Origin of the sequence: Acinetobacter sp. YH12226 (genome assembly GCF_013417805.1) — a bacterium.
In the GTDB taxonomy this organism is placed as follows: domain Bacteria; phylum Pseudomonadota; class Gammaproteobacteria; order Pseudomonadales; family Moraxellaceae; genus Acinetobacter.
Genome location: NZ_VPDG01000005.1, coordinates 1 through 13,956 on the forward strand (window position 1 = coordinate 1; position 13,956 = coordinate 13,956).

Here is a 13,956-nt window from a genome sequence, read left to right on the forward strand (position 1 = left end):
TTAAGTTCTTTATCCGACATAGACACCAACATATCAAACCGTCCGCTAACGAAATTGCAAAAGTGCATATTCTAAAAGCGGACATTTTTACTTTGGAGAAACCGGACATTTCTATTTTGGAGTTACAAGGGCCTTTCGTATAATCGCCATTATGTTAAATAGAATCAAAAAACCTCCAATAAAATCGTTATAGTATTATTGTTTATTGAGTAGATAAGAGAATTAAATTAGTGAAATACTCAAATGAAAAAATAGTAAAAGCTCTCTTACTTTCTCCTTTACCACTACTTTTTTTCACAGCAGTCCTGTTTATCGTAATGAATCAGGAATACAGCCTATACTCGATTTTAGTGGTTCTTGTAGGGCACGGTCTTGTCTACTTGGCTTATTGTATTTTGACTGTACCTTTCAGCTTCATATTCTCAATTCTTTTAAATCGTTATAACAGTCTTAATTTATTAACTATCTGTATTGCCTCTATAATTATTGCTACTCCATTTTTTATTCTTTTTGGATGGAGTCACACAGGAGAAATTTCGAAAGAGTGGTGGAAGATGTATACAGATACATGGACTATCTTTATGGCTCTATTTCCTGGCTTATGTTATTGGCTATTTCTGATTAACCTAAAAGATAAGAAATCAAAGAATATTGAATAAACCATTGCATAGAGATTCTTAAATTTCCCTAAAATTAACATAATACACGTTATACGAAATTCTCTATTTTATTTTATATAAATCATATTTTTATAGTCAAATAAAAAGCCTAACTTAGCTGAATCGGGCTTTTTTAATAATTTACCAAGTTTCACGCCTGTTATTTGAGCAAAGTTCCACGATTTTGTTCAATTTTCATAAACATTATCCTATTTTTCATAATTCATTATTACATCTAATAGAACCGAAATTGGTACATAAAAAATAGGTGAGTTGGTAATCATAAAGAAAGAAAAATAACATTCTATATGTCGCAAATGACAAATAATGAATCGTCTAACAGAATTCAACCTTTAAAATTACAATCCTATTTTTTTGGCAGAGTTGCTTTAAAAAGCTTGAATACTTCTACTTAATTTAATTTTTATTGAAGTAGGTCACATAAATATTAAAAAATATTTTCTTTATAAATCAAATATATTTGAGCATATTTATAAAACGCTGCACAATCAAATTAAAATATTTGGCATAAATCTAAGATCAAGGTTTGTGCAGTTGTGCATTTCCGGGGGAAAAGATGTTCACGGCAGAATTGTTGGACGAAGCAAAAAAATTCATGCATCACATGCTGACCAAGGTGGTGGAATATGGCGGTTCAGATTTATTTATTACGGCTGATTTTCCACCGAGTATTAAACATCAAGGCTTAATGAAACCTTTTGGACAGCAGGAACTCACAGCTGAAAAAACCAAGCTGTTTGCCTACAGTCTGATGAATGATAAACAGCGTAAAGAATTTGAAACTGAACTTGAGTGCAATTTTGCCATCACCGTGCCAGGTGTTTCCCGTTTTCGGGTCAATGTGTTTGTACAACAACTTAATGTTGGCATGGTGATTCGTACCATTACTGCAGAAATTCCAAATTTCCAGAAGCTGAAATTACCGGAATCTCTGAAACATGTGATTATGGAAAAACGTGGACTGGTATTGGTAGTCGGAGGAACAGGTTCCGGTAAATCAACTTCACTCGCAGCCATGATTGACTATCGAAATGAAAATTCAGCCGGGCATATCATTACCGTAGAAGATCCGGTTGAATATGTGCACAAGCATAAAAAATCCATGATTACTCATCGTGAAGTCGGAGTGGACTGCCATTCCTGGCATAATGCGCTGAAAAATACCTTGCGTCAGGCACCAGATGTGATTCTGATCGGCGAAATTCGCGATACTGAAACCATGGAACACGCGATTGCTTTTGCTGAAACTGGACATCTGTGTCTGGGAACGCTGCACTCGAACAATGCCAACCAGACTTTGGACCGGATTATCAACTTCTTCCCGGAAGAACGCCGGAACCAGCTATTAATGGATTTGTCATCCAATATGAAGGCGATCATTTCACAGCGTCTGATTCGTACTCAAGATGGTAAAGGCCGTCGTGCAGCGATTGAAATCATGTTAAATACGCCACTGATGTCTGACCTGATTTTGAAAGGTGAATTCCACGAATTGAAAGCGATTATGGCGAAATCGCGTGAACTGGGCATGCAGACCTTTGACCAAGCCTTATTTGACCTGTATAACCAGGGTGAAATTTCTTATGAAGAAGCCTTGCGCAATGCCGATTCGACCAATGAACTGCGCTTACAAATCAAGCTGAAAAGTAACCGACAGGACACTACCGTAGCCACAGAGGCAACCCAATTCACCATGATGCAAGAGCCAAAAGCGGAAGAGAAACAAGCAGAGAATACTTCGGTGTCAGAATAAATATTTGCTCAAAAAATCACAGGCAGAATTTTCTGCCTGTGTTTTTATTGATCTTATTTATTATTCGATTCAATTCATAAAACTAGACGGTTTTACGTTGCACCACCAGCTTAAAATAAACAATACTGCTTAAGGTTAAAATACCGCATAGCATAAAAGCAAACTGATAACTGTAAGCTGCAATGATGGTACCAATCAGTAGTGAACCGATGGCAATACCCAGGTCATAAAACGTATAAAAAGTTGAAGTTGCATAGCCAATTCGATGCTTGGGCGCACATTGAATCGCCAAAGTTTGAATAAACGGCTGCACACTACCAAAGCCCACACCAACCATGACTGCAGCCAGCATAAATCCCCATAAGCTCTGAATCTGGCTCAGTAAAAATAAACCCGAACTAAAAGCCAGCAATGCCGGATAAATCACATATTGCGGGCCTTTACGATCATAAATCTTTCCGGTGATCGGCCGTAAGCTCATCATGGAAATCGCAAAAACCACAAAGAATAAACCTGCATAGGCCATTAAATCCTTGCTGGCTGCGAAGGGTGCGATAAAAGACATGATGCTCGCATAAGAAAAAGAAATCAGCATGGCCAATACTGCGACAGGCAGCACTTTCTTTTCCACAAAATCTGTCAGCTCAAGCGAGGTTTTCTTATTGGTATTTTTGATGATTTTTTCAGGTTCTTTGACCGGAATCAAAAAACAGAAGGCAAATCCGATAAAAACCAAGACGATCAATAGCATACTGACCTGAAAATAAGACCAGTATTCCATCAGGCTTAGACCTATTAACGGACCTAAGACAATCCCCAGATTAACCGACATGACAAAATAGCCCATGCCTTCACCTTTACGCTGCTCCGGAATAAATTGGTTCACCACAGGCACGCAAACTGTAGTCAATATACTGAACCAGATGCCATGGAAGAAACGGATGATAAACAGAATCGTGAGCTGATCTGCCAGCAGATAAGTAAGTGAAAACAGGCTAAAAAACACTTCTGAAATAATCAGGGTTCTACGTACCCCGAATTTTTCGATAATTAAACCGCTAAAAGGTCGCACTGCAATGGCAGAGACCATAAACAAGGTCATGGCCAGACCTGCCTGAGTCAGGTTGCCGCCTAATTCTTTTAAGATGTATATTGGCAAAATTGTGGTTTGTGCAAAATAGAAAATAAATAAAAATAGGTTGTTGGCCAAACAAAGCACAAATGACTTGGTCCATAGTGGCGCTGCAATGGCGTTCATGATTTTCCTAAAATGATATGCTGTAAGACGCTAGGCTCAGCATGGGAAATTATTGTTATAAATAAGCGCGAGCTATCTAGGAGCGAAGGAGATATGAGCAAGACTTTAAGAAAAATAAGTGAAAAATACAATGATATTTCATGATAAATGCATGAAATTTAATTTGAACTAGGAAATGCAACGCTTGATCTTTAATAAAAAAATCAGCCCGGAGGCTGATTTTTTAAAGTTAAAATGGCTTAGAGGCCAGCTTCATATTCTGTATTGGAAAGCAGCTTTTCGACATCTGCCATATTGTCTGGCTTGATTTTATAGATCCAGCCTTTGCCATATGGGTCATCATTAATGAAATCTGGATCATCTTCAAGATCAGGATTGATTTCAACCACTACACCAGACACTGGTGCATGAATATCGGAAGCTGTTTTTACTGATTCAACCACGCCAGCTTGTTCGCCCGCAGTAATATGTGAATCAAGATCTGGTGCTTCTACATAGACTAAATCGCCTAACGCATCCTGTGCATGGTCGGAAATACCGGTCACAACAAGATCACCCTCAATGCGCACCCATTCATGTGTACTTGCGTACTTTAATTCTGCAGGATGATTCATTGATAACTCCTTAAAAATCTTAAGATCATTTTTGACATGTTTTATACATTCTTTTTAAGCAAAACAAAAGGCTTATACTTCCTTATAAATAAGGATCTTTGCGCCAGTTGCTCGGGCTGCGACCACTCCAGCGTTTAAATGCTCTGCTAAAATTGGCGACATCACTATAACCCAGTTCATCGGCAATCTGTTCCAGAGTGAAATCTGTCCGGGATAATAACGAGGTGGCATGCCGGTAACGCACTTCATCGACCAGGGTAGAAAAGGAGGTGCCTTCGGCGGCGAGTTGACGTTTTAAGGTGCGGTCAGACATGTGCAAGCGATCCGCCACACTTTCAATACTGAGATAGTGTTGCTCAGCATGGGTCAATATATCCCGGACACGCATGGCAATCCGATGCCGTTCACCCAAGGCAGAAAGTTCCGTTTCACACTGGTTAATCGCAATCTGGCTGGCAATCGGATCGGCATGCACCAGCTTGTTCATCAGGTAGCTTTTATCAAAGCTCAGAATTAAATGCGGTTGTTCAAAACGGAACTGATGGGTGGGGAACTTCGCCATAAAGCGTTCAAAATCTTCCGGCTTTTTGAAATCGAAGTCGATTTCTCCTGTCGCATCAGTAACGCCTGTAATCGCTTTGGCCATACTGATCAGACCGATCATCAAGGCAATGGAAATTTCGGTGCGCAGAGGTTCAAGCTGAATATCGGTTTGCAACTGTACCGTGGCTTTGGCACCAAAAGTCGAGAAAAATAGTTGCAGGAAGGGTAAACGGAGTTGAATAAATCGGTTCGCCAGTACCAGCGCATCGGTAATATTATTCGCCGTCATAATGGCATAGCCAATAAAGCCATGAATCGAGATCCGCATCTGTGTGCCAAGATGATAACCTAAGGTCGGCTCTCCGGTCAGTTTCAGGGCATATTTGACCAGTTCATTGGCGACAGGAGTTGGAATACGAAAATCAGGATCTGCCAACTGTTCACTGGTCAGGCCAAAAGGTTGGAAAAGCGACTCATTGTTATAACCCCAGCGGGAAATGACATCGAGAAGCAAGAGACCGTAAACACCTGGAATTCCTTGGTCTTGGCGTGGAGCAATTGTTTTCATGCGCGATCCGTTGCACTCATTCAAATTTTTTTATTTATAAATAGATATTGGCATGAAGCCACCAAATTTTTCATTAAAATTGTTGGACAAAATTTTGGCGATTGTGATTCTGCCACTGGCAGATTAGCCTGAATTCAGCATTAAAATCAATTTAAACCACATAATCTTATTGATGAAATTAAAATTATTTTATTGAATAAGTCGCATCCCAGCATCTGTTTGCTCAGGACAGGACGATTGGTCTAGTTTTATTAATCATTGAACAGGACTTCTTCAGAGAGCTTTCAGAACTAGAGAGAGATGTCATTTCATAAGATACCAGATAGATGGCAACTTGCTGTTCATCTGTAGAGAAAATTTTACAAAGAAAGGTCTGGGCAAAGTTTTCCTTTTTCCAGACCTGTTCAATATTAAGGACGAGCAAATCATTAGAAGTTTTGAAATCTTCTAGAGATCATATTATTCATGATCTTTTGATGCTTTGACCTGTTGCTGAATCAGCATGCCACCAGTTTGACGCTGCCAAAGTTGGGCATAGATGCCATTTAATGCCACCAGTTCATCATGCGTGCCTTGCTCGGCGATTCGACCTTGATCCAGCACAATCAGACGATCCATCTGGGCAATGGTCGACAGGCGATGCGCAATGGCAATCACGGTTTTACCTTGCATTAAGTCGTCCAGACTGTTCTGAATGGCGGCTTCGACTTCAGAATCCAGCGCACTGGTCGCTTCATCCAGAATCAGAATCGGCGCATCTTTCAGGAATACACGTGTAATTGCAATTCGCTGACGCTGTCCGCCGGAAAGTTTCACGCCACGTTCACCGACATAGGCTTCATAGCCTTTTTTGCCACGCAAATCCGTCAGATTGGGAATAAACTCTTCCGCTTTGGCTTCACGCACAGCTTCAAACATCTCTTCATCAGTCGCATCCGGACGACCATATTTAATGTTTTCCGCGACCGTGCGATGTAGCAGCGAGGTATCTTGAGTCACTAATGCAATGTTCTTGCGCAAACTGTCCTGAGTGACCTCATCAATATCCTGACCATCGATTAAGATACGACCCTGATTGATATGATAAAAATGCAGCAACAGTTGAATCAAGGTAGATTTCCCGGCACCTGAACGGCCGACAATACCAATCTTTTCGCCTGGGCGAATGGTCAGATTAAACTGATCAATCACGTTTTTATCATTATAGGCAAAGCTGACATTTTCGAATTTGATTTCACCATGATTGAGCTGTAGCTCTTTGGCACCCGGTTTATCTTCAATGGCAATTTTTCGGCCTAAAGTTTTCATACCATCCTGAATGGTACCGACATTTTCAAACAGGGCAGAGGTCTGCCACATCATAAATTCGGCAATACTGTTCAGTTTCAGTACCATTGCCGTGGTTGCAGCAATAATGCCCAGCTCGGCCTGACCTTCCATCCACAACCAGATCGCAGTACCCAGTACGCCGCCATATAACACTACACTCAGCAGTAAAATACTGATTTCGTATTGGGCACCCAGACGCATCTGTTTATATACCGTTACCATAAATTCCTGCATAGAGGTCTTGGCATACTGGCTTTCACGACCGGCATGAGCAAACAGCTTGACAGTCTGAATATTGGTATAGGTATCCGTGATACGCCCGGTCATGACGGCACGGGCATCCGCCTGAGCATTGGAAATTTTGCTCAAACGTGGAATGAAATAACACGCTGCACAGATAAACAAGGCTAGCCAGACCATCAATGGAATGATCAGCAAGGGTGAAATTGCACCCAAAACAATATTGATGGTGATGAAATAAATCAGCACATAAGCCAGCATGTCACCCAGAATGACCCAGAATTCGCGTACTGCCAGAGCGGTTTGCATAACTTTGGCCGATAATCGTCCGGCAAAATCATTGTGGAAAAAATCCAGGCTTTGTTTCATGAGCAGATTATGAAAGCGCCAGCGTAAACGCATGGGAAAGTTGCTATACAGAATTTGATGCTTAATCAGTGATTGTGCGCTGGCGAAGAAAATATTGGCCAGCAGAACAATACTCAGTAAGGTTAAATTACTGGCATGTTGCTCCAGAAAAGTATCGGGCTGGCTTTTACTGAGCCAGTTCACCAGCTCACCAATTTTTGAATACAGTAAGGCTTCGAAGCTGGCAGCACCGGCAGTACACAGTACCAGAATCAGCAAATAACGGCGGACTCCATAGGCTGCCTGCCAGACAAATGGAAAAAACCTGGTTGGTAAAGGTTGATTCAGATTTTTGGTGGGATAGGGGTCAACCAGTCTTTCAAGCCATCGAAACATTATCGTACTCTTATCATGCATTTTGCTTTTCGGGAATTATAAAGGATTCTGTTTTTTTAAGCCCGTAATTGGGTGAAATTGCCACAAAATGATTCACTCAATTAAAACTTGGATTATAAAAATTAAACTAAAGCCAGATTTATGCCAGTCAGGTTTTAAATAGATGAGGAAATAAAAAAGCCTGAAATGCAGCAGCACCTCAGGCTTGAGATTGGATGACTTGTGTTTAAGTAATAATAGAAGACGGTTGAGTAAATGCTTCCTTTAAATCAAGACCTGAAGGCGCTTGATAGACCTTTAATCCAAATTCCGGAATAATCGCCAGCAGATGATCCATGATATCCGACTGGATATTTTCATACTCCACCCAGGCGGTGGTATTGGTAAAGGCATAAATCTCTAATGGTAAACCCTCACTGGTTGGCTGCAATTGGCGCACCATCAGGGAATGATTTTTACTAATGCCCGAATGCTGTTGCAGATAAAACTCTACATAGGCACGGAAAGTTCCCAGATTGGTGAGACGGCGCTGGTTATATTGCGAATGATGACTCAGTTGCAGGTTAAATTGTTCCAGCTCTTCTGATTTGGTATTCAGGTACTGATCGAGCAGAATAAAATTTTTCAGCTTGTTCTGTTCTTCAGCCGACATAAAATGCACGCTGCTTTGATCAATATGAATCGAGCGTTTGATCCGGCGCGCACCGGCTTCCTGCATACCACGCCAGTTTTTAAAGGTATCCGTCACCAGTTTATTGGTCGGAATGGTGGTCACCGTTTTATCAAAGTTCTGTACCGTAATGGTATGTAATGACATATCAATGACATCTCCGTCCGCATTCAGCGAGGGCATTTCGATCCAGTCGCCAATACGCACCATGTCATAAGATGAAATCTGAACCGACGCCACCAGCGACAAAATGGTATTTTGAAAGACCAGCATCAACACCGCGGCCATGGCACCGAAGCCAGCCAGCAAGGTAAAGACATCCTTTTTCAGGAAAGTGCCGAGAATCATCAGGCCACAGACAATAAAGATAATCAGTTTGACCAGCTGCAAATAACCTTTGATGGGTTTGTTACGGGATTTGGGATTACGCTGATAGACCAGGTTAAAAATATTCAGTAATTCACCAAGAGCCAGGGCAATCGTCAGGAAGATAAAAGCCTGTGCCCCCATTTGCACAAAGGACTCAACCTTGTCAGATAAATGCGGTACCGTGGTAATCCCGTTCATGATTACGACTGCCGGAACAATATTGGCAATCCGGCGAATCACGCTATGCTCAGCAAAAATCTGATTATTGGCAAAAGGCATTCTGGAAATCAGTTGACGTATTCCGCGTACCACAATCTGTTTGGCAAATAGATTGGCAAGAATCGCCAGTAAAATCACAATACTCAGTGAAGATAGCATTTCTAGCCATGGGTACTGATCTGCCCATTCTTGAATATTCCGAATAAAATTAAACTGTTCCAAACGATCTTTCTCTTTAATCAAAAATTTAGGTCAAGTTTATAGGTTTGGATCGGATTTTTTAATATTGGATAACTTTTTAAAACATATCTATTGGTCAGAATCATTTAATAAAAGCGCATAAAAATGAAAAAACCGGCGAATTCGCCGGTTTCTGATCTTCGATATTTCAGCTATTGAATAGGTACTGTTACCACATCAAATCATCAGGAATAACATAAGCTGCATATGGATCTTCTTCATCGGTAGTTTCTTCATTTTTCTCTGAATTATTCACAATGATAAAGCCCTGCATTTTCGCATTGATACGATCTGCCAGAGCTTTAGGCAAAAACGCATAGCTGTCATTTTCACGTGCAATCACCAGGCTGCCTGCCACCAGTGCATTATAGATCTGCTGGTTTAAATAGACCTTTTTAATTTTGCTGTCGTCAATAAACTGATACACCGCATCGCCGTCTGTATCACGGATTTTGTGCTGATTAATCATTTGCATGATCGCGGCTTTCAGTTCTTTTTCCTGCAAAGCTGCTTTTTTCTCTTGCTCAATTGCCTGGTCTTTGGCCATTTTTTGCTGTTTGTCTTGTTCAATCTTGGCCTTGATTTCAGCCTCGGTACCGTCACCGGTGCGTTTTTCATGCACAGCCTGTTTAGACAGTTTTTTGGCTTTTTTATTATCGACCAATCCTGCCTTTAACAATTGTGCCTGCAATGCATTTTTAACCATGAGAATGTCCAGATATTAGTCGTGTTGATGTCGATAACGTAAATAAATCACCCAATACGTGAGACTGAGAACCAGACTCAGCACTGCCGGGATCAGGAATGCATTTAATTTTAAATAAGGATATAGCCAGCTGGCAAGAATGCCACCGCTTAAAAAACCGAGCAAAATAAGCAAATGCAGAACCACGCGTCGTGATTCCACCTCTAAACCGCGCAAACGGTAGCCCATCGCCAAGCCGAGGTCGGTCAGTACGCCAGATAAATGCGTGGTGCGAATGATGGCACCTTTATAGTGGCTAACCATGGCATTTTGCACACCCATGGCAACACAGGCCCATAACAAGGCATAACGCGGGAAATAGGGCAATAATAACCAGCAGATCAAAATAAAAATAGCCACCAGGCTTAAAGGGTAACCATAAAGCTGCCCCAAGCGAAAGTGGCTATTTCCAAGAATCAGTCCGCTATAGGATGAACCAATGACATAGCAGAGTGTGACCAGAAAGAGATACAACATCTGTTCTGGTTGCCAGTTCAGCAGGGCCATGGCCAGCATGCTGACATTGCCGGTCATATGTGAAACAGACTGGTGCAGTACCGTCACCAGACCCAGGACGTTAATCATGCCGGCATTGACCGCAAGAAAAAACGCCCCTAATTGTACCCAGGTAGGTAAACGCTGTAATGGCATAACAACATCATTGGCTAAACATATTGATTAATCAATATAAAATCAATTTGATGCGCGGTCTACTGCTGCAGTAAATAAAACATCAGTCGATGAGTTTAGCGCGGTTTCAGTAGAATCCTGTAATACGCTAATGACCATACCAATTGCAACGACTTGCATGGCAATATCCGAAGAAATCCCAAACAGGCCACATGCAACTGGAATCAGTAACAATGAACCTCCTGCAACCCCTGAAGCGCCACATGCCGAAACGGTTGCCACCACAGAAAGAATGAGCATAGTGCTGAAATCGACGCTAATCCCCAAAGTATTTACAGCCGCCAATGACAATACAGTAATGGTCACAGAAGCACCTGCCATGTTGATCGTAGCACCCAAAGGAATTGCGATACTTGAAGTTGATTCCTTGACGCCCAGACGTTTTGCCAAGTCCAGATTGACTGGAATATTGGCTGCCGAACTACGGGTAAAGAAAGCGGTAATGCCACTTTCGCGCAAGCAAGTGAATACCAGTGGATACGGGTTGTTGCGTGTCATTAAGGCAACCAGAAGCGGATTAATTACCAGTGCAACGAAAACCATCGTTCCGAGCAACACAGCAAGTAAATGTACGTAACTGGTCAGCGTATCCAGACCAGATTCAGCAAAAGTCACTGCAACCAGACCAAAAATACCCAAAGGTGCAAAGCTGATCACTAAACGAATCACATAGTTCACTGCAAAGGCGGCATCATTCAAAAGTGTCTTGGTGCTATCCGATGCATGACGGAAAGCGATGCCTAATGCCACTGACCAGGCCAGAATACCAATAAAGTTTGCTTCAGCAATTGCAACAACCGGGTTGGCGACAAAGCTGAGCAGCAAATTCTTCAGGATTTCTACCAGACTACCCGGTGGCTGCAAGTCAGCTTGTGCAGCAATATCCAGGAACAGCGTACTTGGGAATAAGATACTTGAAACCACAGCGCTCAGTGCAGCAAGGAACATACCGACCGCATACATCAGCATAATCGGTTTGATGGCGGCGTTGGATTGGCCCACTTTAAAATTCGCGATAGAAGCTAACACTAAAATGAAAACCAGAATCGGTGCAACAGACTTCAAGGCTTTAATAAACAGGTCGCCCAATAGGCTTAATGAGGGAGTAGCTTCGGGAAATACCACAGCCACACCCACACCTAAAATAATGGCGATGATGATTCGAGAGACTAAGCTCATGCGCATAAGGGCAGAAAACATAAGGTTGCCTTGTGAAAATTACGAGGGCTAAATTTGGGAAAAAGTTGCGCTATTTTATACTTAATTTAAACAAGGCTTAAAATATATTTTTATATAAAAACCAAGATATTGATATTGTTGATTTATTCTAAAACTAATTGCTCTAAAACAGCGCTTATATTGAAGAAAAACTTCCTAAAATGATGAATAAATCAGCGCTTTTAAAATTATATTCATGAAATAAATATCAAAGTTAAATAGATAAATTCAAATTATATTTGAAAATTCAGAAAAAACTGCACTTATGACCAGCTGGAATCTCCGGCCATAAGTTCCAGTATCTGCTGTTTTAAATCGTATAATCTTTATGCTGCTCGAAGATCTCTGGCGCCAGGTCCTGAATCGCCTGAAAATGGGTCAGATAAATGCGCCCGCTCAAATGCGTCATCAATTTAGAAGCTTGCAGCTTGTCCATGACCGGACCTTTGACTTCGGCAAAATGCAGGCGAATATCCAGTTTGGCCAGTTCCGTATTTAAATCTTCCAGCATTTCCAAGGCACTCAGATCAATCGCACTGATGCTGGAACAGTTGATAATCACATGTTGTAGCTGGTCATTCAGGCTGATCTCATTGATTAGATAACCTTTAAAGCTATTGGCATTCAGAAACGTCAGATTCTCATCAATCCGCAGTGACAGCACCCGATCGGAGGTACTGACCTGATGACGCTGAATATTGCGAAAATGCTGGGTTCCTTCCACCAGACCGACAACCGCAATATGCGGCCGGCTGATTCGCCATAGCATCAGCACAAAGGTCGAAACGATCCCAATAATCAAACCAGTGGAAATATCAATCAGGACCACGCCGAGAAAAGTAATCCACATGGCAAGGCCATCTGCCTTGGAATAGCGCCAGGCATCAAAAAATGGCTGAAAATTAACCAGCTTCCAGATGGAAACAATAATCGTCGCGGCCAGAATGGTCAGCGGCAGATCTTCAAAAAATCCGGTAAAGAACAGGCTCACGAAAATAATCAGAATCGAGGATAAAACACCGGCCATAGGTGATTTAGCACCGGCATCGGCATTCACCACCGTCCGCGACAGGCTGCCCGTCACAGGAAAAGCTGAACTCACGCCTGCACTGATATTGGCCAGACCGAGCGCAATCAGTTCCTGATTACTGTTTAAATGACTGCGTTGCTGCAAGGCCGTCGCTTGAGCAATCGATAGTGACTCCACAAAACTGATCATGGCGATCATGCTGGCACCCGGTAATAAGGTCATGACCAGTTCCCAGTTCCAGTGTGGAAAAGACAAGGGTGGAAAACCGGACGGAATTGCACCGACGGTTTTAATGCCCTGAAGCTTTAAATCCAGAAATACAATTGCTGCAATGCCGAGACATACCAGAATCAGGGGCACTGCACGTACCAGAAAATCTGTAGAGCCGATCCGGCTTTGTACAGCCTGAGATTTTAATAACTTGGGCAGATAGATTAACAAACCTATAGAGAACAGGCCGAAAATCAGGCTCGGCACGTGCAGCAGCGGGAAATATTGCAGCAAACTGCTGACAAACTCCGGAAGGTTATTGGCTTTTAAAGGAAGATCGACCAAAAACTTTAACTGCCCAAACGCAATCAATAAGGCAGAGGCAATAATAAAGCTTTGAATCACGGGATGACTGATCAACTGGATCAGAAAACCAAAACGGAATAATCCCAAAAGCAGGGAAATAATCCCGACCATCAGTGCCAATAAAGTCGCAGCTTCAATATAGACTGGTGAGCCGACTTCAAAAAGTGGATTGAGCGTAGCAAAAGTCATTATGGAAATGATGGCTACCGGGCCAATCGATAAAGTCGAACTCCCACCGAGCAGGGCATAAATGATCATCGGCAGGATGCTCGCATATAAACCCATGATCGGCGGCAATCCTGCCAGCATGGCATAGGCCATCCCTTGAGGCACCAGCATTGCCACCACAATCAGGGCAGCCAGCACATCAGACTTAAATTTGACCGGCGTGTAGTGGCTTAACCATGCCCAGGCAGGCAGTCTATGCAGAAGTTTAGACTTGGAATTTTGCATAAAAAGGTCTAAATCAC

Annotated in this window: 11 protein-coding genes; 2 read left to right on the forward strand and 9 right to left on the reverse strand. The window is 42.1% G+C overall.

The window, feature by feature from the left end; translation table 11 throughout:
* Nucleotides 1–230 precede the first annotated feature (230 nt).
* Together FTV08_RS07125 and FTV08_RS07130 are read left to right on the forward strand one after the other, a co-directional pair.
* Nucleotides 231–659: a hypothetical protein gene (locus tag FTV08_RS07125; protein WP_000877730.1), complete on the forward strand. Its 429-nt coding sequence runs from the start codon at nt 231–233 to the stop codon at nt 657–659.
* A 577-nt stretch (nt 660–1,236) separates the two neighbouring features.
* Entirely contained in the window at nt 1,237–2,433 is a 1,197-nt protein-coding gene (locus FTV08_RS07130) for a PilT/PilU family type 4a pilus ATPase (RefSeq protein ID WP_005251952.1), read from the forward strand.
* Nucleotides 2,434–2,515: 82 nt separating this feature from the next.
* Here FTV08_RS07130 and FTV08_RS07135 read toward each other — a convergent pair whose 3' ends face one another.
* The 9 genes from FTV08_RS07135 to FTV08_RS07175 form a co-directional block, all read right to left on the reverse strand.
* A complete protein-coding gene (locus tag FTV08_RS07135; RefSeq protein ID WP_180086962.1) occupies nt 2,516–3,691 on the reverse strand; it encodes an MFS transporter in 1,176 nt (391 codons plus the stop codon).
* Between the two features lie 239 nt (nt 3,692–3,930).
* A complete protein-coding gene (gene gcvH / locus FTV08_RS07140) occupies nt 3,931–4,305 on the reverse strand; it encodes a glycine cleavage system protein GcvH (RefSeq protein ID WP_004280423.1) in 375 nt (124 codons plus the stop codon).
* Nucleotides 4,306–4,387: 82 nt separating this feature from the next.
* The gene (locus FTV08_RS07145) at nt 4,388–5,416 is read right to left on the reverse strand and encodes an AraC family transcriptional regulator (RefSeq protein WP_005246182.1); all 1,029 of its coding nucleotides are present in this window, start codon (nt 5,414–5,416) and stop codon (nt 4,388–4,390) included.
* Nucleotides 5,417–5,875: 459 nt separating this feature from the next.
* Nucleotides 5,876–7,729, reverse strand: coding sequence for an ABC transporter ATP-binding protein (locus FTV08_RS07150; protein WP_180086963.1), 1,854 nt, complete (start codon nt 7,727–7,729; stop codon nt 5,876–5,878).
* Between the two features lie 226 nt (nt 7,730–7,955).
* A complete protein-coding gene (locus tag FTV08_RS07155; RefSeq protein WP_034436448.1) occupies nt 7,956–9,209 on the reverse strand; it encodes a mechanosensitive ion channel family protein in 1,254 nt (417 codons plus the stop codon).
* A 187-nt stretch (nt 9,210–9,396) separates the two neighbouring features.
* Nucleotides 9,397–9,933 (reverse strand): DUF2058 domain-containing protein, encoded by a 537-nt coding sequence (locus FTV08_RS07160; protein ID WP_004731139.1) that lies wholly within the window; start codon nt 9,931–9,933, stop codon nt 9,397–9,399.
* A 15-nt stretch (nt 9,934–9,948) separates the two neighbouring features.
* Nucleotides 9,949–10,623, reverse strand: a complete 675-nt coding sequence (locus tag FTV08_RS07165) for a YoaK family protein (RefSeq protein WP_004647063.1) — start codon at nt 10,621–10,623, stop codon at nt 9,949–9,951.
* Between the two features lie 42 nt (nt 10,624–10,665).
* Nucleotides 10,666–11,862: a serine/threonine transporter SstT gene (gene sstT, locus FTV08_RS07170; RefSeq protein WP_004731137.1), complete on the reverse strand. Its 1,197-nt coding sequence runs from the start codon at nt 11,860–11,862 to the stop codon at nt 10,666–10,668.
* 328 nt (nt 11,863–12,190) lie between these two features.
* A complete protein-coding gene (locus tag FTV08_RS07175; protein ID WP_180086964.1) occupies nt 12,191–13,939 on the reverse strand; it encodes a SulP family inorganic anion transporter in 1,749 nt (582 codons plus the stop codon).
* Between the last annotated feature and the right edge of the window lie 17 nt (nt 13,940–13,956).

Coding starts and splice junctions, on each gene's coding strand:
- FTV08_RS07130 (WP_005251952.1), top strand. CDS start 1,237: ATGTTCACGGCAGAATTGTTGGACGAAGCAAAAAAATTCATGCATCAC.
- FTV08_RS07135 (WP_180086962.1), bottom strand. CDS start 3,691: ATGAACGCCATTGCAGCGCCACTATGGACCAAGTCATTTGTGCTTTGT.
- gcvH (WP_004280423.1), bottom strand. CDS start 4,305: ATGAATCATCCTGCAGAATTAAAGTACGCAAGTACACATGAATGGGTG.
- FTV08_RS07145 (WP_005246182.1), bottom strand. CDS start 5,416: ATGAAAACAATTGCTCCACGCCAAGACCAAGGAATTCCAGGTGTTTAC.
- FTV08_RS07150 (WP_180086963.1), bottom strand. CDS start 7,729: ATGTTTCGATGGCTTGAAAGACTGGTTGACCCCTATCCCACCAAAAAT.
- FTV08_RS07160 (WP_004731139.1), bottom strand. CDS start 9,933: ATGGTTAAAAATGCATTGCAGGCACAATTGTTAAAGGCAGGATTGGTC.
- FTV08_RS07165 (WP_004647063.1), bottom strand. CDS start 10,623: ATGCCATTACAGCGTTTACCTACCTGGGTACAATTAGGGGCGTTTTTT.
- sstT (WP_004731137.1), bottom strand. CDS start 11,862: ATGTTTTCTGCCCTTATGCGCATGAGCTTAGTCTCTCGAATCATCATC.
- FTV08_RS07175 (WP_180086964.1), bottom strand. CDS start 13,939: ATGCAAAATTCCAAGTCTAAACTTCTGCATAGACTGCCTGCCTGGGCA.